The sequence below is a fragment of the Thiocapsa marina 5811 genome (assembly GCF_000223985.1).
In the GTDB taxonomy this organism is placed as follows: Bacteria; Pseudomonadota; Gammaproteobacteria; order Chromatiales; family Chromatiaceae; genus Thiocapsa; species Thiocapsa marina.
Window position 1 is genome coordinate 214,545 of the sequence record NZ_AFWV01000009.1, and the last position, 25,316, is coordinate 239,860.

The 25,316-nt window shown below is 66.2% G+C and carries 23 protein-coding genes and 1 tRNA gene; 10 read left to right on the forward strand and 14 right to left on the reverse strand.

The window, feature by feature from the left end:
* Position 1: 1 nt before the first annotated feature.
* Positions 2 to 1,762 (reverse strand): 2-oxoacid:acceptor oxidoreductase subunit alpha, encoded by a 1,761-nt coding sequence (locus THIMADRAFT_RS14515; RefSeq protein ID WP_007193814.1) that lies wholly within the window; start codon positions 1,760 to 1,762, stop codon positions 2 to 4.
* Between the two features lie 225 nt (positions 1,763 to 1,987).
* On the opposite strand from THIMADRAFT_RS14515, the gene nifV reads away from it, so the two are divergent.
* The 5 genes from nifV (at position 1,988) to nifM (ending at position 5,750) form a co-directional block, all read left to right on the forward strand.
* Complete coding sequence (gene nifV, locus THIMADRAFT_RS14520; RefSeq protein WP_007193815.1) at positions 1,988 to 3,136, forward strand: homocitrate synthase; 1,149 nt, start codon at positions 1,988 to 1,990, stop codon at positions 3,134 to 3,136.
* A gap of 21 nt (positions 3,137 to 3,157) precedes the next feature.
* On the forward strand, positions 3,158 to 3,700 hold the full coding sequence (locus THIMADRAFT_RS14525) for a hypothetical protein (protein WP_007193816.1): 543 nt from the start codon (positions 3,158 to 3,160) through the stop codon (positions 3,698 to 3,700).
* Positions 3,701 to 4,061: 361 nt separating this feature from the next.
* The gene (gene nifW / locus THIMADRAFT_RS14530; RefSeq protein ID WP_007193817.1) at positions 4,062 to 4,406 is read left to right on the forward strand and encodes a nitrogenase-stabilizing/protective protein NifW; all 345 of its coding nucleotides are present in this window, start codon (positions 4,062 to 4,064) and stop codon (positions 4,404 to 4,406) included.
* Positions 4,390 to 4,881 (forward strand): nitrogen fixation protein NifZ, encoded by a 492-nt coding sequence (locus THIMADRAFT_RS14535; protein ID WP_007193818.1) that lies wholly within the window; start codon positions 4,390 to 4,392, stop codon positions 4,879 to 4,881. Before nifW ends, THIMADRAFT_RS14535 begins: the two co-directional genes overlap by 17 nt.
* A complete protein-coding gene (gene nifM / locus THIMADRAFT_RS14540; protein ID WP_007193819.1) occupies positions 4,878 to 5,750 on the forward strand; it encodes a nitrogen fixation protein NifM in 873 nt (290 codons plus the stop codon). The genes THIMADRAFT_RS14535 and nifM overlap by 4 nt, the downstream gene beginning before the upstream one ends.
* Positions 5,751 to 5,930: 180 nt before the next feature.
* Here nifM and THIMADRAFT_RS14545 read toward each other — a convergent pair whose 3' ends face one another.
* Both THIMADRAFT_RS14545 and THIMADRAFT_RS14550 read right to left on the reverse strand, forming a co-directional pair.
* Complete coding sequence (locus THIMADRAFT_RS14545) at positions 5,931 to 6,377, reverse strand: hypothetical protein (RefSeq protein WP_007193820.1); 447 nt, start codon at positions 6,375 to 6,377, stop codon at positions 5,931 to 5,933.
* A 263-nt stretch (positions 6,378 to 6,640) separates the two neighbouring features.
* Positions 6,641 to 8,221 carry an alpha/beta hydrolase gene (locus THIMADRAFT_RS14550; RefSeq protein ID WP_007193821.1) on the reverse strand — a complete coding sequence of 527 codons (1,581 nt, stop codon included), beginning with the start codon at positions 8,219 to 8,221 and terminating at the stop codon, positions 6,641 to 6,643.
* Positions 8,222 to 8,559: 338 nt separating this feature from the next.
* Between THIMADRAFT_RS14550 and THIMADRAFT_RS14555 the strand changes: the two genes are divergently transcribed.
* The 3 genes from THIMADRAFT_RS14555 (at position 8,560) to THIMADRAFT_RS14565 (ending at position 10,063) form a co-directional block, all read left to right on the forward strand.
* A complete protein-coding gene (locus THIMADRAFT_RS14555; protein WP_040731655.1) occupies positions 8,560 to 8,784 on the forward strand; it encodes a Trm112 family protein in 225 nt (74 codons plus the stop codon).
* A gap of 106 nt (positions 8,785 to 8,890) precedes the next feature.
* Positions 8,891 to 9,418, forward strand: coding sequence for a Slp family lipoprotein (locus tag THIMADRAFT_RS14560; protein ID WP_007193823.1), 528 nt, complete (start codon positions 8,891 to 8,893; stop codon positions 9,416 to 9,418).
* A 12-nt stretch (positions 9,419 to 9,430) separates the two neighbouring features.
* On the forward strand, positions 9,431 to 10,063 hold the full coding sequence (locus tag THIMADRAFT_RS14565) for a Slp family lipoprotein (RefSeq protein ID WP_007193824.1): 633 nt from the start codon (positions 9,431 to 9,433) through the stop codon (positions 10,061 to 10,063).
* A 198-nt stretch (positions 10,064 to 10,261) separates the two neighbouring features.
* Here THIMADRAFT_RS14565 and rapA read toward each other — a convergent pair whose 3' ends face one another.
* The 3 genes from rapA to alr all read right to left on the reverse strand — a co-directional run bounded on the left by rapA (position 10,262) and on the right by alr (position 15,442).
* Complete coding sequence (gene rapA / locus THIMADRAFT_RS14570; RefSeq protein WP_007193825.1) at positions 10,262 to 13,039, reverse strand: RNA polymerase-associated protein RapA; 2,778 nt, start codon at positions 13,037 to 13,039, stop codon at positions 10,262 to 10,264.
* 145 nt (positions 13,040 to 13,184) lie between these two features.
* The gene (locus THIMADRAFT_RS27480) at positions 13,185 to 13,550 is read right to left on the reverse strand and encodes a hypothetical protein (RefSeq protein ID WP_007193826.1); all 366 of its coding nucleotides are present in this window, start codon (positions 13,548 to 13,550) and stop codon (positions 13,185 to 13,187) included.
* An 809-nt stretch (positions 13,551 to 14,359) separates the two neighbouring features.
* Positions 14,360 to 15,442: an alanine racemase gene (gene alr / locus THIMADRAFT_RS14580; RefSeq protein ID WP_007193827.1), complete on the reverse strand. Its 1,083-nt coding sequence runs from the start codon at positions 15,440 to 15,442 to the stop codon at positions 14,360 to 14,362.
* A gap of 232 nt (positions 15,443 to 15,674) precedes the next feature.
* Between alr and recD2 the strand changes: the two genes are divergently transcribed.
* Positions 15,675 to 17,849 (forward strand): SF1B family DNA helicase RecD2, encoded by a 2,175-nt coding sequence (gene recD2, locus THIMADRAFT_RS14585; protein WP_007193828.1) that lies wholly within the window; start codon positions 15,675 to 15,677, stop codon positions 17,847 to 17,849.
* 194 nt (positions 17,850 to 18,043) lie between these two features.
* On the opposite strand, the gene THIMADRAFT_RS14590 is transcribed toward recD2, so the two are convergent.
* The 8 genes from THIMADRAFT_RS14590 to ybgC form a co-directional block, all read right to left on the reverse strand.
* Positions 18,044 to 18,119, reverse strand: a tRNA-Lys gene (locus THIMADRAFT_RS14590).
* Positions 18,120 to 18,220: 101 nt separating this feature from the next.
* Entirely contained in the window at positions 18,221 to 19,084 is an 864-nt protein-coding gene (gene ybgF / locus THIMADRAFT_RS14595; RefSeq protein WP_007193829.1) for a tol-pal system protein YbgF, read from the reverse strand.
* Between the two features lie 196 nt (positions 19,085 to 19,280).
* Positions 19,281 to 19,820, reverse strand: a complete 540-nt coding sequence (pal, locus tag THIMADRAFT_RS14600) for a peptidoglycan-associated lipoprotein Pal (protein WP_007193830.1) — start codon at positions 19,818 to 19,820, stop codon at positions 19,281 to 19,283.
* 267 nt (positions 19,821 to 20,087) lie between these two features.
* Positions 20,088 to 21,410, reverse strand: coding sequence for a Tol-Pal system beta propeller repeat protein TolB (gene tolB, locus THIMADRAFT_RS14605; RefSeq protein ID WP_007193831.1), 1,323 nt, complete (start codon positions 21,408 to 21,410; stop codon positions 20,088 to 20,090).
* A 15-nt stretch (positions 21,411 to 21,425) separates the two neighbouring features.
* Positions 21,426 to 22,772: a cell envelope integrity protein TolA gene (gene tolA / locus THIMADRAFT_RS14610; protein ID WP_007193832.1), complete on the reverse strand. Its 1,347-nt coding sequence runs from the start codon at positions 22,770 to 22,772 to the stop codon at positions 21,426 to 21,428.
* A 21-nt stretch (positions 22,773 to 22,793) separates the two neighbouring features.
* Positions 22,794 to 23,237: a protein TolR gene (gene tolR, locus THIMADRAFT_RS14615; RefSeq protein WP_007193833.1), complete on the reverse strand. Its 444-nt coding sequence runs from the start codon at positions 23,235 to 23,237 to the stop codon at positions 22,794 to 22,796.
* A 20-nt stretch (positions 23,238 to 23,257) separates the two neighbouring features.
* Positions 23,258 to 23,932, reverse strand: a complete 675-nt coding sequence (gene tolQ / locus THIMADRAFT_RS14620) for a protein TolQ (RefSeq protein ID WP_007193834.1) — start codon at positions 23,930 to 23,932, stop codon at positions 23,258 to 23,260.
* Positions 23,929 to 24,363 carry a tol-pal system-associated acyl-CoA thioesterase gene (gene ybgC / locus THIMADRAFT_RS14625; protein ID WP_007193835.1) on the reverse strand — a complete coding sequence of 145 codons (435 nt, stop codon included), beginning with the start codon at positions 24,361 to 24,363 and terminating at the stop codon, positions 23,929 to 23,931. Before ybgC ends, tolQ begins: the two co-directional genes overlap by 4 nt.
* Before the next feature lie 384 nt (positions 24,364 to 24,747).
* Here ybgC and THIMADRAFT_RS14630 point away from each other — a divergent pair, with 384 nt between their 5' ends.
* Positions 24,748 to 25,239 (forward strand): methyltransferase family protein, encoded by a 492-nt coding sequence (locus THIMADRAFT_RS14630; protein ID WP_007193836.1) that lies wholly within the window; start codon positions 24,748 to 24,750, stop codon positions 25,237 to 25,239.
* Positions 25,240 to 25,316 lie beyond the last annotated feature (77 nt).

The following is a 25,316-nucleotide window of genomic DNA, read 5'->3' on the forward strand; positions in this document are numbered from 1 at the left end:
CTCAGGTCTCCTCGCGCTCGGCACTCTCGGTCAGCGCACGCATGATCTCGCCGGGGCGCAACGGCAAGGGGCCGGGCCGCGCATAGGATCGTGCGTGTGCCGGTAGCGCCTGTTGTGAATGGAGGTAGGCAAAGCATTGCGCGGTCTGGTTCTGCTCGACCACCAAGATCGACCCGGCCGAGCCGATAGCCTCGAGCAGGGCCTCGCGCTGCAGGGGTGCGAGCAGGCGCAGGGCGATCGCCCGTGTCGGCGTGCCCGAGTCGCGCAGACGTTCCGCGGCCTCGAAGACCGGGCCTGCAGCGGAGCCCCACGTCAGAAGCACATGGTCGCCCTCCCCTCGGATCTCGGCCCAACCCGGCCCGTAGTCGAACCCCGTCAGCTTACGCAGGCGTTTGTCGAGCTGCTCGGCATGGTCGATGGCACGGCTCGAGGGCGCACCGCCCGGACCGTGCTCCAGACCCTCGCCCGTATACATCCCGCCCGCCAGACCGGGCAAGGCCATCGGCGAGACCCCGTCGGGCGTCGGCCGATAGCGACGATGATCGGGGTCGGCGTCGCGCGCGATCAGGCGTTGCAGGTGCGGCGTCTCCCCTGCCCCGAACGCTCGGTCGCCGGGCGGGTCGACGATCGCCCGCGACTGCCCCAGGATCTGATCCGACAGCACGATCGCGACTGTCTGCAGGTGCTCGGCCAAACCGACCGCCCATGCAACCGTGTCGATGCAATCGCGAATCCCCAAGGCCGCCAGGACCAGATGCGGGGCGTCGCCGTGCAGACCGTAGAGTGCGATGTTCAGATCGGACTGCTCGGACTTGGTCGGGATGCCCGTCGATGGCCCGCCGCGCTGGACGTTGACGACCACGACCGGGGTCTCGCTCGCCACGGCCAGACCCAGGCCTTCGACCATCAAACTGAGGCCGGGGCCGGAGGTCGCCGTCAGCGAGGGCACGCCGCCGAACGAGCTACCGATGATCATGTTGATCGAGGCCAGCTCGTCCTCGGCTTGGAGCAAAGAGCCGCCGAGGAGCTCCAGCCGGGGTGCGAGCCATTCCAGGACCTCGCTCGCCGGGGTGATGGGATAGGCGGCGACGAACCGCACCCCGCCGCGAACGCCACCCAATCCGGCGGCCTCGTTGCCGCTGATGTTCCAGCGCGCGACAGCCGGGGCGAGCGCCGACGAGGGCACGCTCGAGCTTTGCGCATCGGCCGCGGCATAGCCGGAACGGATGCACTCGAGCGAGTGCGCCAACACCCGCCCGCCCTTGCCGCCGAGTGTCGCCCGAGCACCGGCTTCGAGCGCATCCGGCGGCAGCCCGAGCATGGCGCCGACCATGCCGAGCGCGACCATATTCACTCGGCCCTCGGTCTGGCCATCGGCAAGCGCCTTCCAGGGGAGGCTGCGCACCTGCGCGCCCGAGCGGACAAGGATCTCGGGGATCGGCCCGGCCTGCGCATCCGTCAGGATGAGACTGTTGCGATCGAGCGGAAGCTCGTCTGCAAACCGGGCGACGTTCTCCCAGTCCAGGCCCACGAGCAGGTCGAAGCGATCGCCCATGCACTCGATCGGCCGCGGCCCGAAGCGCAGCATGGCCGCGGACTCGCCGCCGCGAATCTGCGGACCGGCCGAGCGGCCGAGCAAGCCGTAATAGCCGGCGCGCCCGACGGCGGCGAGCAGAATGAGCCCTGCCGTGACCGCCCCGCTGCCGCCTGAGCCCGTGATGGCGAGGGCGGCACCCCCGTCGAGGGTCGATCGTTCGGTCATCTGCACTCCGCTCATTGAAATCGCACCGACTATTGGAACCGCAAAGGCGCGACCGGCGCAAAGGTTTTCGAGCACCGTTGTCTGTGCGACACCCCCGCCTTGACCAGGCCTGTCGGAAACCCTCCAACTTCGCGATCCATTGCGCGCAAGCGTTTGATCTTAGATTTAAAAGATAAATGGCCTGCTGTTTGCTTAAACAACGACAACATCTTCGAGGAGCCGGGCATGGAACCGCAACAGGTCACGATCAACGACACCACTTTACGCGACGGCGAGCAATCGGCCGGCGTCGCCTTCTCGATCGAGGAAAAAATCGCGATCGCGCGCGGTCTCGACGCGCTCGGCGTGCCTGAGCTCGAGGTCGGCATCCCGGCGATGGGAGAGGAGGAGCGCGAGTCGATCCGCGCCGTCGCCGCACTCGGTCTCCCGGCACGTCTGATGGTCTGGACCCGAATGCGCCCCGCCGACATCGCGCAATGCCGCGACCTGGGCGTCGACATGGTGGATCTGTCCATCCCGATCTCCGACCAGCAGATCACCCGCAAGCTCGGACGCGATCGCGAGTGGGTCATCGCGCAGATTCGACACCAGGTCGGAGTCGCTCTGGACATGGGGCTCGAGGTCTGTGTCGGTGCCGAGGATGCCTCGCGGGCCGATCCGGAGCTTCTCTGGCTCGCCGCGGAGGCCGCCCAAGCCGCCGGCGCCCGACGCTTTCGCTTTGCCGACACGGTCGGTCTGATGGATCCCTTCACGGTCCACGAGCGCATGCGCGACCTGCGCGCCATCGTGGATATCGAGATCGAGATGCACGCCCACGACGATCTCGGCCTGGCGACCGCCAACAGCCTGGCGGCGGTCCGCGGTGGCGCGACGCACGTCAATACCACCGTCCACGGACTCGGCGAGCGGGCCGGAAATGCCGCCCTGGAAGAGGTGGTGATGGGGCTCAAGCACATCCACGGCATCGACAGCGGGATCGATCTGCACTCCTTCGCGGAACTCTCCGCTCTGGTCGCACGGGCCTCCGGAAAGCCGGTCGCCTGGCACAAGAGCCTCGTCGGCGACGGCGCCTTCACGCACGAATCCGGCATCCATGTCGACGGTCTGCTGAAGGATCCGCTGAACTATCAGGGCATCGACCCCGCCGAGGTCGGGCGCAGGCATCACCTGGTGCTCGGGAAACACTCCGGGCGACACGCGATTCGCCAAGCCTACGCCGATCTGCTGTGCTGCGATCTGGATCTCGATCAAGCCGATCGGCTCCTGCCTCTGGTCCGGCGCTTCGCGACCCAGAGCAAGCGACCGCCCGAGGCACCGGAGCTGATGGGCTTCCTCGCCGAGATCGGCAATCCCCTGGCGGTTCGGGTCCAATAGGCCCGGGAGGAGACGCGCACGATGGATTTCTTGGATTTCGACGGCGAGCCCATGTACTTCGACGAGCCCGTCTCGCCGGAGGTCGAGCGGCTCCTCGAGGAGGCGGCGGAAGGCTACGGCGAAGACACCGCCGAAGATCGCCTGCTGCTGGCCTATTTTCTCCAACCCGAGCACCTGACGGTCTTGGTCGCGCTCTATCGCTATTTCTATTACCGACACAGGTATCGCGAGGCCCTGATGACGGCCGACCGAGCGATCGCGCTCACCGCGGCAAGGCTTGAGCTGCCGACCGACTGGCGAGACCTGCGCGAGTCCGATCTCGGGCAGTCCGTGCTCGTCTCCATGAGCCTGACGCGGTTCCTGCTGTTGGCGCTGAAGGGCTCGGGATACCTCCTGTTTCGCCTCGGCGATGCAGCGGGAGCACTGAAACGCTTCGAGAAGATCGCCGAGGTCGACACCAGCGATCGGCTCGGCATCGGCGAGCTGCATGCGATGGCACGTTCCGCGGTGACCCGATCCGCGCTCGAGGGCGCGGGCGGCAATGTGCGGTACTTCAAGGGCTAAAGCGCGTCCTGTGCGACGGGAGGTGCCGAGCGTACTGCGACGCTCGGTGCAGCTCGGTCGGTTCCTGCCTGATGCGGTTTAGACATTGAAATGATTCTTCAGCGACTTGGACTGCGGCTCGTCTCCACATGACCGCAGCGTGAAGGGTCGACTCAGGCATAAACCCGGCCACGTCGCTGGCCGGATGGGTGCCGGATGGGTAGGGTGGACAAGCGCAGCGCAGTCCACCAGCGCCGGCGCAGGGTTCGGTGGACTGCGCTGCGCTTGTCCACCCTACCGGGCTTGTCCACCCTACCGGCCGATCCTGTGAAAAAGACCCGTAACCAATGTTTCCACCGTGGCTTTAATGAAGGAGACGACCATGACCGACGATGAATTCGACCTCGACCTCGAGGATCTCTCCAGCGCCGAAGACTTTCTGACCTATTTCGAGATCGATTTCGACCCGAGCGTCGTCCATGTCAACCGCCTGCATATCCTTCAGCGGTTCCACGACTATCTGGAGCAGGTCGAGGAGATGCCCGATTCGGGGATTGCCCGTCGCGCACTCTATGCGGATCTGCTGAAGTCGGCCTATCGCGACTTCGTGGTCTCGGATGCCGCGACCGAGAAAGTCTTCCGCGTCTTTCGAATGAACGAGCCCAAGAGCGTGCGGGTCGCGCTCAGCGACCTGACGGAGCGGATGCCCGATGCGGCCCGGCTTTGAGTATGGCGACGAGGTGCGCGTCGTGCGCAACGTGCGCAACGACGGCACCTTTCCGGGACGCCCGACCGGAACCCTATTGATCCGACGCGGCAGCACCGGCTTCGTCCGCGACATCGGAACCTTTCTCCAAGATCAGATCATCTATTCGGTGCATTTTCTGGAACATGACCTGGTCGTGGGTTGCCGCGAGGAGGAGCTGCAAGCCGCCGCGGCACCCTGGACGCCAAGCCGCTTCGAGGCACGCGAGAAGGTCGCCAGCCGGGTGCCACTGGGCATTCAAGGCAAGGTCTTGGTGGATGCCGGAGAGATCGGCGAGGTGATACGCGTGCTGCGCGATCATCCGGCCGGGGTCGCCTACGAGGTCCACTTCGCGGACAGACCGACGCTTCAGGTCCCCGAATCCGCCTTGATCGAGACCGCTCCCGTCGAGGGCGGTACCGCCGACAGACCGGGGCCGGAGGTCAAAGCACCGTGACCACGACATCGCTTCGAAAGACACCGATTGAGTCGATGGACGGCGAATATCGCTACCACCTGCTGCGCGCGGCGATCGAGCGTTTTCAATGCGATCTGGCCGGCTTGGATGCGCAGCGCATGGCCGAGGTCGAAAGCCAGGCACGCCGGACCTTCGATCTGGAAAGCCTGGTGCTCTCCTCGTGCGAGGCGCTGGATGCGGTCGTGCCGGAGCAGCGGCTCGAGGACGCACTGCAGGAACTGCGCGGCCGTTATCCCGACACGGACGCCTTCGAGGAGGACATGGCGCGCAATGGACTGGACGAGGACGCCATGCGCCGCGCGCTGCAACGCGAGTTGACCTTCGACGCCGTCATGCAGCGGGTCGGCACCTATGCCGAACCCATTACCGAGGTCGATGAGCGGCTCTTCTACGAGCTGCATCGCGAGCGCTTCCAAACACCGGAGCGCCGCGCCGCACGTCACATCCTCATCACCGTCAACGACGATTATCCGGAGAACACACGCGACGCGTCGCGCGCGCGGATCGAAAGGATCGCGGCGAACCTGAAGGGCCATATCGAGCGCTTCGGCGAGCTTGCCCGAAGGCATTCCGAGTGCCCTACGGCAACAGAGGACGGGAACCTCGGACTCGTGAGGCCGGGACAGCTCTTCCCGCAGTTGGACAAGGGGCTGTTTGGATTACAGGCCGGGGAGATGAGCGGACCCTTGGAATCCGACCTCGGCTTTCATCTACTGCTCTGCGAGCGTATCGAGCCGGAACGATCGGTGGACTTCGAGCAGGCCCGGGCAAAGATTCGATCGGCACTCGAGCAGCGTCGCCGGCGCGAGGCCCAAAAGGATTGGATTGCGTCTCTGCGGCGGAGCTAGCGCGCCTGCGTTTCGATCGCCCCGCCCCCCTTACATCGCCGATCGGAGCGGTGTAGCGTCGACAAGCGCAGCGCAGTCCGCCGACGTCGGCGCGGGGATTTGGTGGACTGCGCCGTGCTTGTCCACCCGACCCCTCGCGACCAAACGCATCACATCCGTTCCGCGGTATCGCCTGCCCCGCTAGGCCACCTGCTTGTCCGCACCCTCGAGCTTACGGATCAGCGGATAGAGATGCTCCGTCTCGCGCTGAATACGGTCCATCACCAGCGCAAACATCTGCTCGGTATCCTGCAAGAATGATGGATGATCGTCGATGGTCAAGGAGCGACGTTTCTGCGAGCACCATTGCTTCACATAGGCATTGAAGATGCGTTTGATCTCGGTCGAGCCGGAGAGAAAACGATTCGCGGTATTCTTGACCTTTTGATCCGGATTGGAAATGAGCTGACTGCAGATCTCCCGATCGACGAGCTCCATGTGCTCCTTGACGCGATTGGTCAGATCGAAGAAGACGTCGCAGGTGACATCCGTATCGCACATGGAACGGTCTCGAACCAAATAGAGAAAGACATTCGAGAGCTCCGTAATCTTGTGGTTCTGCGCGTGTAATTCGGCGAATGCGACCATGGTAAAGCTCCTCCGGTCGATAGGTAATTAGGTCATTAGGTAATAAGCTTGGTGGCTCGAGGCGATTCGGCCGGGAGGCCGGATTTTCTGTGGTGACCCAAGGCACAGGCTGCGGTCGATGTCGCAGCTCCAGTAAACCTTAGCGCTTTTGGTAGTTTACGCGAAAGCACGATTCAAGAGTAGCCTGCGCAGGATCAAAAATTTTTGGCAACGCCTCGACTGCCGGACTCGAATCCTCGACATAAATGGGGTTATTGGGGCCATCAATCCGCGACGACCGGAAAGGTGACAGCGACCGCGCATGCGAATGCAATCGCATTCGCAACGGCAGCAACCGCCGGGTGGCGGGTGCGTCGGTACACCCAGCCACTGAGCAGGCCGTAGATCAAGAACAGCACCAGTATCGCCGGCACGATGATGACCAAAAAGAACAACGCGTTCAGATTCAGCGCCACCGCAGCGAGCAAGGAGAACAAAAAGAGGAGCTTGGTCAACCAATATCCGCCCCGTGCCGCACCCGCTCCACGGGTCGCCCACTCGTCTGCAAGACAATAGACGAGCGTGCCGGCGAAGATCGCGAGCACAAGGTGCATGCGTTCCAGCCCCGGCAGCAGTGCGGTGACGAACCGATCCGTCGGCACGGCAAAGGCCAGTGTCGCGTAGACCGAGACGGCGAGGATCGCGACCGTCATCGCCGATCTGCTCACCGCGCCTTGCCGAGCGGATCCCGCGGGGCGCATGACCCACACGCCGAGTGCAGTCAGAAGGCCGTAGACGGCGAAGTGCAGCGCCAGATAGTCGCCCAGCATGATCGAGAGGAAGTCGCTCGGAAGGCGCCAGAGGACAAGCGGTGTCAGAACAGCCGGTGCAATGGCGACCGGCAGCAACCGCCTCCAGCTCAGACCAGCGCCGCGCGGATGATCGGACACCTGCGGCAGCAGTCGGGACAAGGGCCAAGCGAGACAGAGGATGCCGAGAAAGAGGAGCGCGAGCCCGGCGCCGCGACGATCGACGTAGCCACTTCCGGTGCGGGCGAAGGTCGCGTCGAGCCAGGTCAGCGACTCGGCCAGGGCACCCTCGGCATAGAGCACACCGATGTGCTCCACACCGGGCGCGAGCGCCAAACGCCGTGCACTGCCGTCGTTCGGGTCGCCGTAGGTCTGTCCGGCCTCGACCTCGCCACCCGTCGCCTCGGCGATGGCCGTACGTCCTTGCCCGTGAAGCATCTCCGGCTCCAAAGCACCATAGAGCAGGAGCAGGTTCCGAAGCGGTGCCGTGTCCGTGTCCGGAGAGAGATAGGGCGAGACGAGCACGGAGGCCGCGACCGGCACCTGCGCGGACTCGGCGAAGCGCACCAGGACGTCGCCCGCCATCGAGTGTCCGAGCAAGGCGAGTCGGCCATCCGCTCCGGCCTGGCGCAAGCCCAGCGATACCGCCGGCACGAGCGCATCCGTCAGGACGCCTAAACGAGCCGCCTGATCCTCCAGATCGGCGACGAAGGGTGTGGAATTTCGCCCGTGCCCGGGAAAATCGAAGGTAACGGCAAGATAGCCGTTGCGTGCCAAGGTGATCGCATACGCCTGCATCATCTGACGAGATCCCGCGAACCCGTGCGCGATCACCACGACCGGTGCAGGCGCATCGCCGGCGGGGCGATAGAGCGTCATGGGCACCCCGGCCTCGCGCACCTGCACGATCGACAGCCCTCGGGTGGCCGATTCAAGCTTCAGGAGTCCGGCCGCCAGCAGGCAGACCGCAATCACGGCAACGATGACAGGAGCGATGACCGCTCGGACGCCGCCGGCGAGCTGCTGCCGAACCGGGATTGTGTCTGAAGGATGCATAAGATCTCGACCTGAGCAACGACCGGGGCCTTCCCACGCGGGGCGAGTCGGCCGACGCCGGGGGGTAAGGTGGTGGACTGCCGCGTCCGAAGTCTCGCCTTGGTGAAATGCAGCGAAGCCATCGGCTTTTCAACGCGGCGCGGACAAGCTCCGCTGGTTGTGTCTCTTCCCGGGGCGGTAGAATCGAGAATCGACTTTAGGGCGGCCGTTCGGACCCGGTCCGAGACGCGAGCGGGACAGTCCCGCGCAGATCCAGTCCTCCCTGACGCTTCGAATCCTGAACACACCGTCGCAGAATTTTGCGTTGCCGTATCACAGCTTTGCGGAGATCCACCATGCTGGACAAACAACTGCTCGACATCCTCGTCTGCCCCGTCACCAAAGGTCCGCTGATCTTCGACAAGGCCCGCGGAGAGCTGATCTCGATCTCGGCGCAGCTCGCCTACCCGATTCGCGACGATATCCCGGTGATGTTGGAGGACGAGGCACGGCCGCTCTCCGCCGAGGAGCTCGAGGTCTACCGTGAGCGCCGCTCCGGCTCGGCCAAGGCCAGCCATCCGTGACACCGCAGGCACGTCCGGCCCCGCAGGCGCTCCCGACCCGGTCTCGGGTCGGACGGGCGTCCGCGTTTCGGCCTGCGTCCTGATGGCCCGAGCCCCCACACCAAGGATGGCCGTCGTCGCCCTGCTCTTGCTCGGGGGATGCGCCACCAGCCAGGTGCCCGAGGAGATCCGCGACCCGGCGCTGCCCTCGCCCGCCGTGACCGATGTCCAGCAACGGCCCGAGGGCTTCATCGGACGACGCGTGCGTTGGGGCGGGACCATCCTGGATGTGCACAACGCCCGGGACACCACCCGTATCGAGATCCTCGCAAGACCTCTGAACGGGAGCGGCGAGCCCGACGATGCCGCCGACGGATTGGGGCGCTTCATCGTCGAGCTGCCCGGCTTCAAGGATCCCGCCGAGTATCCGCAACGACGTCGCTTCACCGTGGTCGGCCCCCTGGTTCGGATGGAAACCCGCGATGTCGGCGAATACCGCTATCCTTATCCGGTCGTCACGGGCGAGACCTGGTATCTCTGGCCGAACCCGCCGCCCGTCGCCACCCCGTGGCCATACGACTACCCCTGGTATCGTCCTTGGTACGGGCCCTCTTTCGGGCCCTGGTACGGACCTTGGTACGGACCCTGGTATTGAGGTGACGCACAGATGAGCGCAGACCCGCGATCAAACCCGGCTCGCCCGAGGGTGCCCCGGCCACGGAAACACTTCACCGGACTCGGCAGCGTCCGGGGACGGACCGGATGGGGCCTCGCGGTCCTGCTCGTCGTGCTCGCAGTCCTCGACGGCTGCGCGAGTCAACAAGGCTGCGTCACACCGGTCGGCGCCTCGGGTCTGACACCCGAGAGCGTCGCCTCGCTCGGTCAAGGCGAGGGCGCCGTCGTCACCTGGGGAGGCGTGATCGCCGATACCCGCAACCTCCCAGAAGTGACCGAGATCGAGACGATCGGCTACCGGCTCGATCGCTGCGGGAAGCCGACGGCGAGCGGACAACCCATCGGTCGGTTCATCGCCCGCCAGGCGGGTTTTTTGGAGCCATCGGACTATCGCGCGGGCCGCCGCATCTCGGTCACCGGCCGCATCGCGGGCGTGCGCGACGGTCAGGTCGGCGAGGCCAGCTATCGCTTTCCGATCCTGGAGAACGCCGTGGTGCGCCTTTGGCCCGACGAGGCCGCGGACGATCAACGCGGATGGACGCCGCGACTGACGCCTTATCTCGGCATCGGATTCGGAAGCGGGGGCTTCGGGGGGATCGGCGGCGGCATCGGCCTTGGCTTCTGAATCGCGTCCCGAGGGGTTAATAGCGGCTCGTCATGTGGCGGCGGTCGTCGCATGCCCGTGAGATCCTCGCTGGACGCGATTCAGAAAAATTGAACAAAAAATGACTTTAAATTCTTGAACCGCGTCGACTCCGACGTTTGCGAGAGCCCGACACCTCCGCCGACCTGTGCTGAAATTGCATGTCGCACCGGACGCGGTTCAACCGGTCACCACGAGCCGTAGCGCATCCAATCTCAGGTGGGTCTTCGCCAACGCCTGAGCGAGCTGTTCGCGTCGGTCCTCAAGGGCGGCGATCTCCTGCGGACGCACATTCGGGTTGACCCGCGCCAAGGCGCGCAGACGGTCCAGCTCCTCGCCCAACAGGGTCTGCATCCGCGCGGTCGCATCCCGACGCAGGTCGACCACGGCCGCTCGGGCCAAGCGCTCGCCGAACTCGATCATCGACACCAGGCGTTCGCCCCGCGACTCGAGCAGTGTGCGGGCGAGCTTATGGTTGTGGTTGAGACAATGGCCCTGCAGGTCATCGTGCGGGATCGTCTCGGCCAGATTCGCACCGGACTCGTCGATCAGCAGCCGCAGCAGGGTCGGCGGCAGGAAGCGGCCCGCCTCCAAGTAGGACGGGGCCTGGCACTCGGCGACATAGAGTGCCTCGAGCAGCAGGCTCGCGCGTTTGAAACGTGCGTCGCGGACGATCGTCAGGGCCGAGGTTCCGAGGTCGGAGGCGCTCAGAAGCTCCATCGCCGCAAGGACCATCGGGTGCTCGCGGGTCATGAATTCCCAGTGCTCGTGCGACAGCGCGGTGGCCCTGTCGAATGTGAGGGTGACGCCCTCCTCGGGCAGCTCGGGGAAGGTCTCCTGGAGCATGTGCGCCCCCGGGCGCACCACCCATGAATGGCCCGGCGCGGACTCGTGCTCGACACCGAATCCGTCCCAGAACCGCTTGAGATAGTCGGCCAAGTCACCGTCGGCGTCGACCCGCTCGATGGCCTCGACCAAGGCGGCGGAGCGCTCGGGACGGTGCGAGTGCAGCTCGAGGAGACGGTCGCGCCCGGCGGCCAGCTCGCCGTTGATACGCGCGCTCAGCACGCGTGCCTCCGCGACCAGGGCGTCGGCGCCTTGCGGATGCGCGAGCGCCGCCGTTAAGTCCTCGCGCAGCCGCGCGTAGACGGCCGGCGCCGCGGGACAGATGGCCGAGAAGGCATGCAGGCCCTCGGCATACCACCGAAACAGGACCTCGCCCGGACCGCCCGCGAGATAGGGGACATGGATCTGCACCCGCCGGGTCTGCCCGATCCGATCGAGCCGCCCGATACGCTGCTCGAGCAGGTCCGGATCCAGCGGCAGGTCGAACAGCACCAGATGATGGGCGAACTGGAAGTTGCGTCCCTCGCTGCCGATCTCCGAGCAGAGCAGGATCTGTGTCCCGTCCTCTGCGGACGCGAAATAGGCCGCCGCCCGGTCGCGCTCGCGGATGTCCATCTCCTCGTGGAAGACGGCCGCGTGGATGCCGGCACGACGCAGCAGCACATCCCGCAGATCCAGGACCGTGTCGGCGGCGGTACAGATGAGCAGCAGCTTCTCGGGCCGGAGCCGTCGCAGCAGCTCGACGAGCCAGTCGACGCGCGGGTCGATCTCAGACCATGCGGGCCCGTGCGCACGCTCGGGTGCAAGCCGCTCGGCCGTGTCGCTCCCCGCCCGGTAGGCGTCGGGCTCCGGCAAGGGATACGGCAGCAGATCGCGCCCCGGAAAGCCGGGAATGGACGCACGCGTGTTGCGAAACATCACCCGCCCGGTGCCGTGACGATCGAGCAGCCGCTGGAGGATGGTCTCCGCATCAAGCCCGTCCAGATCGCCCAAGCGCGCGGCGATGAGGGTCCGATCGGCATCGCCGAGCGCCCGCCCGTCGAGCAGGTGCGCGGCGGCTGCCGCGACGGGCGCATAGTCCGCCTCCTCGGCGAGAAAAGACGCGTAGTCGCGAAAGCGCTGCGGATCGAGCAGCCGCAACCTGCCGAAGTGACCCGCACGGCCCAGCTGCTCGGGTGTGGCCGTCAGCAGCAGCACGCCCGGGGTGCGCTCGGCCAGGTCGGCAACCAGGCGATACTCGGGACTGGCGGCGGTCTGCGACCAATCCAGGTGGTGTGCCTCGTCGACCACCAGCAGGTCCCATTGACCCTCGACGAGCGCCCGTCTCGCCGCCGCCGAGCGGATGATCCAGTCGAGGCTGCAAAGCACCTGCTGATCGGCGAGAAAGGGGTTGGGATCGGAGATGGACGCGAAGCGCGCGTGATCGAAGAGCGCGAAGCGCAGGTTGAAGCGGCGCCGCATCTCCACGAGCCATTGGTGGAGCAGCGGCTCGGGCGTGATCACCAGCACCCGCTGCGCACGCCCGGTCAGGAGCATGCGATGCAGGATCAGCCCGGCCTCGATGGTCTTGCCCAGCCCGACCTCGTCGGCCAAGAGCACGCGCGGGGCGTCGCGTCGCGCCACCTCGGCGGCGATCTCGAGCTGATGCGGGATCAGCCCGACCCGCGCACCGACCAGACCCCGCACCGGCGAGCCGGCCTCGCGCATCCCCTGCAACCAGGTCCGCCAGCGCAGATCGAACCAATGATCCGGGTCGAGCCGCCCGGACATCAGACGCTGATGCGGGCGATTGAATCTGAGCCGGTCGTCGATCTGGGACTCGGAAAGCGCGACGACCGCCCCTTGGACGTCCTCGCAGCGATAGATGAAGAGGCCCGCGTCGTTCGCGACCGAGAGGATCGTCAGATCCCGGCCGTCACGATCCCGCACATGCTCGCCCGCCGTCAGCTCCAGACGTACCAAAGGGGCCTCCGGGAGTGCATAAATGCGCTCCTGGCCGGTCGCCCGATAGGCAATCTCGACGCGGCGCCCGTCGACGGCCACCACCAGCCCGAGCCCGAGCTCGCCTTGGGTCTCGCTGATCCAACGTTGGCCGGGGACAAATCGTTGCATAGTCTTCCGATCGGCTTAAACCGCGTTCTTCTCTGCGGCCGCGCATGGCCGAATCGACGATCTAAACCGCGTCGACGCCAAACGTACCGGATGGATGCCGACATAGCCGACCACTCAAGGAGGCGCAGACCGCGCCGGACGCGGTTTAGATGCGCCGACGATAGTCGAGGATCACCGACACCCCGTGCCGCTTGACCTCGGGCAATGCCCGCACGATCGCCCGACGCAAGGTCTTGGGCACCCGCTCGCACAGACGCGCCACCGTATAGGACGGCAGACCGCCGGCAAGACGCACCGCCTCGGAACGCGGGATATCCTCCAGGAGACGAACCTGGGAAGGCTCGCGCAAGCGCAGAAACCGCAGACGCGCCGCGTCGAACTCGCCGCGACCGCAAGCACGACGCACCGTCACGACGTCCTGATCCGAAGACTCATCGGAGCGCGCGTCGGATCGCACGGGGTGGACGGCGAACTGCTGAGGACGATTCAAGGTGTTATTCATCAACTCCATCACCGGCTTCTCCTCGACGCCGAAAGGCGCACTCAGAGGACCATTGAGCCCGAAACATCGCCGCCGACGCACGAGAGCTTCGACGGACATAGCGGGGACAACCAAAACCGGCAACCGCCGGCACCCAGTCGGATGCTGGAACCTCGAACAGAGCAGAGCGAGAAGGTCGCAAGCCGCAACGGCCCGCGAGACCCAAAGACCGCTCGCGGCAAGCTGCCGGATTCGATCCCGACCCTCCGTCTCGGGACGGGGATCGAGTGGCTTTGGATCCGATGGATGCTCTTCCAACCGTGCCGGCGAGGTCGCCGCACGTCCGGTCGAGCCAAGTGACGGGTCAGATGACCGTTTTGGAGGGCTCGTCCGAAAGACGCTGGTGCGACGCGCGCGCCGGGTCATGACCGACCTTCACGCCTGTCTGCTGTCGACTCCAACTGTCCATAAAAAAACAAGCCTCTGTGGCCGAACACGTGCTCTCGAGACCATAGCAAAACAGGCCCGTCGGAGAGCGGCGCGTATTATGCGATTCTTCCGGGCGGGTGGCAAGACCTTCGAGGCACGCAGGGGCACGGACAGGCGGACTTCTCGCAAGACCGACGGCACGCCCTGCCACTCCCGGCCGTAGGCTGTGTCGAGCCGCGCGAGGCGTGCTCCAGGGGGCGTAGCGGCCGTCACCCGGCGGGTGATCCCTCGGACGACCACGATCTTCAAGGCAATCAAAGCCTTGCATGAAGCACGAAGCGGTCAACTACCGGACCCAGGATCATCAGTACAACCCGTATGGAATTTCCCGGTCCTTGTGGAGACGCGGTTTAATCATCCTCGTAGATCAAGGGGACGCGTCGGTTGATGTTGGTGAAGAGTTGATAGGCGATCGTGCCGCTTGCCTCGGCGACCGCGTTGGCCGAGATCTGCCCACCCCAGAGCTCGACCGGCGCGCCGATCGCGGCATCCTCGATCCCCGTCAGATCAAGGGTCACGAGATCCATGGACACACGGCCGACGATCCGGGTGATGCGGCCCCGGACCGCGACCGGCGTCCCGTCCGGTGCGTGACGCGGATAGCCGTCCGCGTAACCGACCGCGGCGACCCCGACACGGGTCGGGCGCTCGCAGACGAAGCGTCCGCCGTAGCCGACCGGCTCGCCGGGGTCGAGATCCCGCACCGAGATCAGCGCGGACTCCAACGTCATCGCCGGCCGGAGCGATGCGGTCGACCCATGCGCCCCCTCGAACGGCGAGGCGCCGTAGAGCATGATCCCGGGACGGGTCCAGTCGCCGTGCGCGCGTGGCCAGGCGAGCACGGCCGCCGAGTTCGAAAGGCTGCGGGGCGCGCACAGCGCTGCGGTCGCCTCCGCGAAGACGCGCATCTGCTGCGCGGTGTAGTCATGATCCGGCTCGTCGGCGCGGGCGAAGTGCGACATCAGGACCACGCTTCGCACATGCCGACACTCCGCGAGCTGCGCATAGGCCGCGGCAAAGTCCCCCGGCGCGAACCCCATCCGATGCATCCCGGAATCCATCTTCAGCCAGCAGTCGAGCGGACGCTCGGGCCGGGCGCCGAGAAGCCACTCAAGTTGCAGACGACTGTGGATCACCGGCGTCAGACCCGCCCGATCCAGGATCCTCATCTCGTCGGGCGAGAACACCCCGTCCAAGAGCAGGATGGGCGCGCGGATGCTGGACTCGCGCAGTTCCAGCCCCTCCTCGAGATAGGCGACCGCGAAACCGTCGGCTTCATCGGCGAGGGCACGCGCGACCGCCACCGCGCCATGCCCGTAGGCATTGGCCTTGACGACCGCGAGCGCCCGGGCATCCGGCGCCAGGGCCTTGGCTTGACGGTAGTTATGTCGCACCGCATCCAGACGAATGCGGGCACGGATCGGACGGGGCATGGCGGGCTCGGCGTGGGTTGGTGGCGTAGCTCGGGTCGTCGCGGCAAGCCTGCCGGAGCGGGCTCAGGCTCTGAGTCTATCGCACCCGAGCTGCTCGGATCAGCAAGCTGCGTGCGATTCGCACCCGACGGGATCGTCGAGCGCGATCTGACCGGCAACGTCATCGTGCGCCGCAGCGATTGCGTCGCCGATCCCGGCCCTGGCCAGCTTTCGCCGGGTCTACAATCCGACGATGAATCCCACCTTACCACCTACCGAGCCGCTTAGCGGCGCCGTCGAGCGCGTCACCTACCACAGCCCCGAGAGCGGCTTCTGCGTGCTGCGGGTGCAGGTGCGCGGTCAGCGCGACCTGGTCACCCTGGTCGGCTCCGCGGCCAGCGTCTCGCCCGGCGAGCATCTCGAAGCCGAGGGGCATTGGGTCAACGATCGGCAACACGGGCTGCAGTACAAGGCGACCAATCTGCGGATCGTCCCGCCGCGCAGCCTGGAGGGGATCGAGCGCTATCTCGGCTCGGGGATGGTCAAGGGCATCGGACCGCACTTCGCCCGCACCCTGGTTGCGGCCTTCGGCGAGGACGTGTTCACCGTCATCGAGGAGACCCCGGAGCGCTTGCTCGCATTGCCGGGAATCGGTCCGAAGCGCCAACAGCGGGTGACCTCGGCGTGGGCAGAGCAGAAGGTCATCCGCGAGATCATGGTCTTTCTGCAGTCCCACGGGGTCGGCACGGCGCGCGCGGTGCGCATCTTCAAGACCTACGGGGACGCCGCGGTCGAGAAGGTCCGCGAGAATCCCTATCGCCTGGCGCTCGACATCTGGGGCATCGGCTTCAAGACCGCCGATGCGATCGCCGAGCGCCTCGGCATCGCGCGTGACGCGCCGATCCGGGCGCAGGCGGGGGTGCGGCATGTGCTTCAGGAGCTCTCAACCGAAGGCCACTGCGCCGCTTGGCGGGATGCGCTGAGCACGCAGGCCGCGCGTCTCTTGGAGATCCCCGCCCCGATCATCGCGGCGGCGATCGACAGCGAGCTGGCCGAGGAGCGCCTGGTCGCCGAGACGATCGCCGAGCGCCCTGCCCTCTTCCTTGCACCCCTGCAGCGCGCCGAGCGCGGGGTCGCCGGTCATCTGCGCCGGCTCGCGCAGGATCCGCCGCCCTGGGGTCCGATCGACGCCGAGAAGGCCCTGCCCTGGGTCGAGACGCGCACCGGGCAGGTGCTCTCGGCCTCGCAGCGCACCGCGGTCGCGACGGCGCTCGAGGCCAAGGTGGCCATCGTCACGGGCGGTCCGGGCGTGGGCAAGACCACGGTGGTCAACAGCCTACTGCGGATCCTCGCGGCCAAGGGCGTGGAGGTCCTCCTGTGCGCCCCGACGGGGCGTGCCGCCAAGCGGCTCTCCGAGTCGACCGGCCGGGAGGCCAAGACCATCCACCGGCTGCTCGAATTCGACCCGCAGGTGATGGGCTTCAAGCGTGATGCCGAGCACCCGCTGGAGGCGGATCTGGTGGTGGTCGACGAGACCTCGATGGTCGACATCGTGCTGATGAACCAGTTGCTGCGCGCCGTGCCGAGCGCCGCCGCCCTGCTCCTGATCGGGGATGTCGATCAGCTCCCCTCGGTCGGCCCCGGCGCGGTGCTCGCCGACATGATCGCCTCCGGCACCCTGCCGACCCTGCGCCTGACCGAGATCTTCCGCCAGGCCGCCGCCTCGCGGATCATCGTCAACGCCCACCGCATCAACGCCGGAAAGCTGCCCGAGGCTGCGGCCCCTGACGGCCAGGACAGCGACTTTCATCTGGTCCGGGTCGACACCCCGGAGGCGATTCACGAGCGGCTCCTGCGGGTGGTGACCGAGCGTATCCCGGCACGCTACGGTCTGGATCCGGTACGCGACATCCAGGTGCTGACCCCGATGAACCGCGGCGGTCTCGGCGCGCGCGCACTCAACGTCGCCCTGCAGGCGGCGCTGAACCCCGAGGCCCAGCCGCGCATCGAGCGCTTCGGCTGGACCTATGCCCCGGGCGACAAGGTCATCCAGCTGGTGAACGACTACGACAAGGAGGTCTTCAACGGCGACATCGGACGGATCCGCACGATCGATCTCGACGAGGGGATCCTGACCATCGACTTCGACGGACGCCCCGTCGCCTACGAAACGGGAGAGCTCGACGCCCTTGCACTCGCCTACGCCACCAGCGTGCACAAGGCCCAGGGCTCAGAGTACCCGGCGGTCGTCATCCCGCTGGCGACCCAACACTACACCCTGCTGCAACGCAACCTGCTCTACACCGCGGTGACCCGCGGCAAGCGGCTGGTGGTTCTGATCGCTCAGCCCAAGGCGCTCGCCATGGCGGTGAAGCAGACAGGGGCAGGACGGTTGACGCGGTTGCGGGAGCGATTGGCGGAGGGGTGAGACGGCGAATCGGGGCGGCGGACCCCGGGATCCTCTCGGGCGATCGCGCAATCGTGCGCGCCGATCGGCTCGCGGTCCAGCGAGGGTTTCGGAGCATGACTGCAGGATTAAGGCCGGGCTGGAGCCGGTCCGCACATGTTCCGGTACACCGGAAACGAACAAGGCCACCGAAGTGGCCTATCCCGTCGTTTTTATGGTGCGCCCTGCAGGGCTCGAACCTGCGACCACCTGATTAAAAGTCAGATGCTCTACCAACTGAGCTAAGGGCGCGAAAGCCAGACAGTATAATGCCCCGCGCGGTCTTTTTGAAGGGTTACGACGCGCACCCGTCGAAACAAGTGTCGTCGCGGCCGTGCGCCTGACGGAATCGCTCAGCGCAACTCTTGGCCGATCCGGTCCAAACGACTTTTCGCGAGGCGCGCTTCGGTGCTGTTGGGATAACGGCTGACGACCTGCTCGAGCGACGCGCGCGCCTGATCGAACGCCTTCTGCTCGTATTGGATGTAGCCGATTTTGAGCAAGGCGCCGGGGACCTTGGGACTCTCGGGGCTCAGTTGGACCAAGCGATCGAGCTCGGCCAAGGCGGCGGGGTAATTGCGCTGGACATAGTAGGTCTCGCCGAGCCAGTAGCGCGCGTTGTCGGTGAACTGGCCCTGCGGATAGCGCCTGAGCAGGTCGTTGAAGGCGGCTTGGGCCTCCTCGTAGTTGCGCTCTTTGAGCAGCTCGAAGGCGGCGGCATAGGCATCGCGCTCGCTGCCGCCGGTCGTCTCGGGCGATGGCAAGGACGGAATACCCGCGGCGCCGGGCGACGCGGGAATGGGTGCACCGATCGAAGGCGGCGGCGCGGGCGTACCGGCGGGAGCATCGAGACCGCTCCCGCGCAGGTCGCCGGCGCCGGCCCCTAAACCGCCGTTCAAATCACCCGGCGCGGCGGGACCCAAGGGATCACTGCGATCGGCGCCGAGCCGAGAATCGATATCCAGGAATTGATCGCGTTGCTGGCGTTGCAGCTTTTGGATCTCGAACTGCTGCATCTCCACCAGACCGCGCAGCTCCTGCATCTCCATCTGTAGCTGCTGCATCTGGAGCAGCAGCTCCGAGCCGGCCTGATTTTCGAGAATTCGCTCCATTCGGGCAATCCGCGCCTCGAGGGCGGGGTTTGCAAAGGTCGTCGCCGGCATGGCCGCGGCGACAAGGGCCGCGGCCAGAATCGGGACAATCGCTCGGATACCCATAAATGCACTCCTAAACCCTGCTCCGTTGACAATCGAGCGCTCCGCGCGCTCGAAAGTCGACCGAAGACCGCAAGCGCCGAGAAAAGCGCGATTGAATGACATTTTCAGACGACTTGAATCGCGTCGACACCGACGCCTGCAAACAGACGCAAACCCTGACCCGACGGAAGGGCTTTCACTGAGAATCAGACGCGATTCAATACTGGATCACGACACGCCGATTCAACCGCCACGCCTGCTCGCTATGGCCGGGATTGGCGGGGCGTTCTTCACCGTAGCTGAGCGTGGACAATTGGTTCGGCGGCACACCGTCGGCGATCATGAGACGCCGCACCGACTCGGCGCGTTGATCGCCCAGGGCGAGGTTGTACTCGCGTGTTCCGCGCTCGTCCGTATTTCCTTCGAGGGTCGCCTTGACCCCGGTATTGGTGCCCAGGTAGCGCGCGTGGGTGCGCAGCACCGGGAGATATTCGGGCTTGATCTCGGCGGTGTCGTAGTCGAAATAGATGGTCCGCTGGTACAGAGGATTGCTCGGATCCTCCCAGGGGCCGGCATACACCGGGCGAGGCGGCTCAAGCGGGACGGTCGTGGTCGGGGCCGCGGGCTGCGGCTGCGGCGCGACCGGCTCGGGCGGCTGTTTCGGCGCGCTGGTGCAGCCGGCCGCGAAAACGCCGGCGAGCACGCCGGCGAGGAGGATGGGCGTCGACGCCCGGAGGCCCTTGCGGCTCGTTGTCATGACAGACTCCTTCACCCCGGCCTCGGGGATTGGACGTTGGATGGTTCGGGGCGAGCCTTGCTCATGAGCTCGGCCAGGTCGCTGATCGGTAACGGTAGGGTGGACGAGCGGAAGCGAGGTCCACCGAGCGCTGTGCCGGGGTCTGGTGGACTGCGCTGCGCTTGTCCACCCTACGGCGCTTGTCCACCCTACGGTGCTTGTCCAGCCTATGGTGCTTGTCCAGCGTGCGGGGCGCCGGATGAGCAAGTCCATCGTGGCGCGCCGAGGTCATTCGATGTAGGGAGACCAGGCAGGCTCGCGGACCTCGCCGGAATCCTGCGACAGGCGCTGGTTGCCGCCGCCGTCGATCGAAGCTGCGGCCAGGACGCCGCGACCGCCGTGGATGGTCGCGTAAATTACCATGCTGGCGTTCGGCGCGAAACTCGGTGACTCGTCCAGGCTGCCGTTGCTGAGCAGGCGCATGAAGCCGCGATCCAGATCGATCACCCCGATGCGGAACATGCCGTTGACCCGTGTGACCAGGACAATGGAGCGCCCGTCAGGCGCATAGGAGGCGCGCGCATTGTAGTCGCCCTCGGAGCTGATCCGTTGGGCCGGACCGCCGCCCGAGCCCATGCGATAGATCTGCGGGCTACCGCCGCGATCGGAGGTAAAGATGATCTGTTGACCGTCCGGCGACCAGGAGGGCTCGGTGTCGATAGCGAAATGGTCGGTCAGACGCACCAGCTCGCGGCTGGTGAGATCCAGGACATAGATGTCGGGATTGCCGTCCTTGGAGAGCGTCATCGCGAGCTTGCGCCCGTCGGGCGAGAAGGCCGGCGATCCGTTGATGCCGGGATGGCTCGCGACCAGCTCGCGACGCCCGCTGGCCAGCTCCTGGACGTAGATGGCGGCACGCTTGTTCTCGAACGACACGTAGGCGATGCGGCGTCCGTCGGGAGACCAGGCCGGCGACATGATGGGCTCGCCCGAGGAGACGATGGTCTGTGGGTTGTAGCCGTCGGCGTCCGCGACGCGCAGGGTCACGGTCTGGCCCTCGCCTTGACCGGTAGCGGTCACATAGGCGATGCGGGTGGCCGCCACGCCGCGCTGGCCGGTGAGCTTCTGGTAGATGATGTCGGAGATGCGGTGCGCGGTATTGCGCATGCCGGCCTTGGTGGAGACGATGGTGCTGCTGGCGAGTTGATCGCCGCGAAAGACGTCGTAGAGGATGAAGCTGACCCGGTAACCATTGCCGTCGGCCTCGACGCGACCGATGACCAGGTTGTTCATCCCGAGCAGGCTCCAGTCGCGCAGATCCACGTCCTCGTGACGAGCCGGCATGTCGAGCATGTCGCGTGTCGGCATCGGGCGAAAGCGGCCGGTGCGCGCCAGATCCGCGCTGATGACGGCGGCGATGTCGACCGGCGGGATCAACCCGTCGCTGACACCGAAGGGGACGACGGCGATCGGCTGGGCTGCCTCGACACCGCCGGTGACCTCGATGTTCAGGCGCGCCTGTGCCGGACCGGCCCCGAATCCGAGTCCGAATCCGAAAAGGACGACGGCAAAGGTCAGGAGGATCGAGGTGCGGCGCTGATGTCGGGGCATAGGTGTCTGTCCTGGCTAGGGCCTGAAGGTGAAATTGAACTCGCGAAAGCGCTCGAACACGGGGCCGGACGGCACCGGCAGAGGCGATGCCTGATTCACCGCCGCAACGACCGATTGATCGAAGGCGGTGTTGCCGCTGCTCTGAACCACGCGAACGCTGTTCGGCACCACATCGCCGCCCGGAATGAGCCGCACCGAGACCACGGTAGAGAGGTCACGGCCGGTCGCCGGCGGCCGCACCCAGAATTGACGCACCCGATCGCGAATCACGGGGACATAGCGATCGGCCTCGCGCGCGAGCTGTTCCGACGCCAATGAAGACAGCAGGTCGCTCTCGCGGGTCCGCTGCGCCTCTTCTGCGGCAAGTCTGCGCTGTGCCTCCTCCGCGGCCATCCGCCTGGCCTCCTGCTCGATGCTCTCCTGAGCAAGCTCCTCGACGAGTCTCCGCTCCTCGATCTCGGCCATCAGGCGCGCCTCCTCTTCGAGCCGACGCTGCCGCTCTAGGACGGCCTCGGCATCGGCTTGGCGCTGCGCCTCCGCACGACGCTCGATCTCGGCACGGCGCTCGGCCTCGACCCTCGCGCGGCGTTCGTCTTCGGCGCGCGCCGCCTCGGATCGACGTTGCGCCTCGGCCCGTGCCGCGGCCTCCGCGGCAAGACGCTTCTCTTCGGCGAGACGTTCCGCCTCGGCCTTGGCTGCTGCGGCCTCGGCGGCCAAGCGCTCGGCCTCGGCGCGTCGTGCGGCCTCTGCACGCCGCTCGGCTTCCGCGCGCCGTTCGGCCTCGGCCCTCGCAGCGGCCTCTGCGGCCTCTCGTTCGGCCTGCGCGCGGCGCTGTGCCTCGGCCATGCGGTCGATCTCCAGCTGACGGCGCGCCTCGGCCTCGGCTGCAGCCGCTTCGGCCTCCGCTGCCAGGCGCTCGGCTTCGGCGGCGGCGCGAGCGGCCTCGGCAAGACGCTGCGCCTCCTCGCGCTCGGCGTCGGCTTGGCGCTCGGCCTCGGCTGCTTCGGCTTCAAGCCGCTCGGTTTCGAGCCGGGCGGCCTCGGCCGCGCTCAGGTCTTCAAGCGGCACAGCATCCGGCGGCTCCTGCGCGTCCGGAATCATCTCCGTGCCGACCTCGGGACTGACCTCCGGGCTGATCTCGGGGCCGGCCGGACGCCGCGCCTGATCGGCCTGAAACTCAGCGACCATCGCCTCGAGCGCGGCGTCGCCGACGATGGTCGCCTGGACGACCCGCGGCTTGCTGCCCGCCTCCGTGATGGGTCGGTCGATCTTCACGCCCACGAAAAAGAGCAGGGCGAAAAAGACATGCAGACCCAACGACCAGTAGAAGGCCCTCGGGTTATGCCTCAGGATCTGCCACATGTCGGGGCTCGTGCCGCAGCGCTAGGGCTCGCGGCGCTCCGGAGGCACCGTCACCAGACCGACCTCCGGCGCACCCGCCGCTTGAGCGACGACCATGGCACGCACGACACGCCCGTAGTCGACCCGATGGTCCGCGCGCACCAGGATCGGTGTTTCGGGCGTGTATTCGAGCACGACACGGATGCGGTCGAACAGGATCTGCTCGCTCGCCGGGGCGTTCTTCTCGTCTCCGATATCGATGTAATAGTCGCCGAACTCATCGACCGTGATGATCAGCGACTCGGTCGTCGGGCTCGGGATACCGCCCGCCTTCTCCTGCGGCAACGCCACCTTCACACCCTGCGTAATCAGGGGCGCCGTCACCATGAAGATGACGAGCAACACCAGCATCACGTCGATGTAGGGTACGACATTGATCTCGGCCATCGGCCGGCGGCGCTGTCTGGAGCGGGTGCGCTTGAGCATCTGTCGGACTCCTCGAACGCTCAGTTGCGGCCTTGGCGTTGCAGGAGGGTCGAGAACTCTTCCATGAACTCCTCGTAGCGGCTGTTGAGACGCTCGACCTGATGGGCGTACCTGTTGTAGGCGATGACGGCGGGGATGGCCGCGAAGAGACCGATCGCGGTGGCGACCAACGCCTCCGAGATACCCGGCGCGACCAGCGCGAGGGTCGCCTGCTCGACGTTCCCCAGCGCATGGAACGCATGCATGATGCCCCAGACGGTGCCGAAGAGACCGATGTAGGGGCTGGTGGAGCCAACCGTCGCCAGAAAGGTCAGGCTGGTCTCCAAACGGTCCATCTCGCGGCTGAGGGCGACGCGCATGGAACGCTCGGTCCCCTGCAGCACGGCCATCAAGTCATTGCCCTCGATCTTGCGCAGCCGCACGTATTCCTTGAAGCCGGCGCGGAAGATGGACGGCAGACCATGCTCGCCCTTGCGGTTCTCGCTCAGATCCTTGTAGAGCGCGCTGAGATCGCCGCCGGACCAAAAGCGCTCCTCGAAGGCATTGGCATTCCTGCGCGCGGCCGAGAGCACACGGCCGCGATCCAGGATCATGGTCCAAGAGGTCACGGAGGCGATCACGAGCACCAGCAGAACCAACTGAACCACCAGGCTGGCCTGGAGGATAAGGTTGAACAACGATAGATCGGACGTCATGACGATGGCTCCGCTGGACCGCTCGCGAAAGGCAACAACTCGGACAAGAGATCGCCGGGCAGGCGCGCCGGGCGCAGGGTGTCGGCATGCAGGCAGGCGATCTTCACGGCGCCTCGGCAGCAGCAGGAAGCGTCGCTGTCGCGCATCACCTGCTGGTCGAACTCCAGACTCGCACCGCCCGCCCGCACCAGCCTGGAGGTCACGCTCAAACAGTCATCGAGACGCGCGGGCGCCAGATAGTCGATGTTCACCCGTCGCACGGCGAAGAGGATCCCGCAACGCGCGCGCAAGGCATCCTGCTCGTAGCCGACTGCGCGCAGCCACTCCGTGCGCGCCCGTTCCATGAACTTCAAATAATTGGCGTAGAAGACCACGCCACCCGCGTCGGTATCTTCGTAATAGACCCGCACCGGCCAGGTAAAGGTCAACAATCGGGGATCGCTCGATGTCGGCACTGCACGGACCGCATGTTTGGGCTTGACTTAAACCGCGGGAGTGTACCGGAAAGCACCTGTTCGGGCACCTTGCGTCGAAGGGAGCGGCGACGGCGAGAGGTTGCAGAGAATCCAGGACGCCCGAAATCATTGTCGTTGTCGCTGTCGCTGTCGCTGTCGATCGATCGTCGATGACGACAACGAACGGTCGCGTCGACAGACCTGGCGTGGTGCGCGATTGGCTCAGGTCGACACCCCCGGTCTCGGTCGGTTGGTTGTGCCGCACGACGCTCGGCACAACCTCCCCGGATGTCGGACAATGCCTGTCTTCGCGACCCGACAGACGGCCGCCTGCGCTCAACCTGCGATAAGGACCTCGATATGACCCGTTTCTCGTTCCTGAAGGGCCACCGCGGCGAATACCTCGTCGTGCTGCAATTCGTGCTCTTCTTCGCCTTTGTCTTCACCCCTGCGTGGAATCCGCTCGCAACCCCTGCGCTGATGGATGCCCTGGCGCCGTTACGCTGGCCGGCGCTGATCGCCTTTTGGGCGGTCGCCCTCGTCCTCGGCGGGTTCGGCTCGGTCCATATCCGCGAGTATCTGACACCGTTGCCCTATCCGGTGGATCACAGCCAGCTGGTGAAGCACGGCGTCTACGCCCGGGTTCGCCATCCGCTCTACAGCAGCCAGCTCTTCGCGGCGGCGGGCTGGGTGCTCTTCACGCTCAGCATCCCGCACCTTGCGATCCTGGTCATCGGCTTCGTCTTCTTCGACTACAAGGCCAGCAAGGAAGAAGGCTGGTTGACCGAACGTCATCCGGAGTATGCGGAGTATGCGAAGGAGGTGAAGAAGCTCGTGCCCTTCCTCTACTAAACCGCGCCCGAGCTTTTCTGCACGATCGGCGGCCGGGGTCGGTCTCGGATGGCTTCAAGACCGTTTGAGTCGACGCG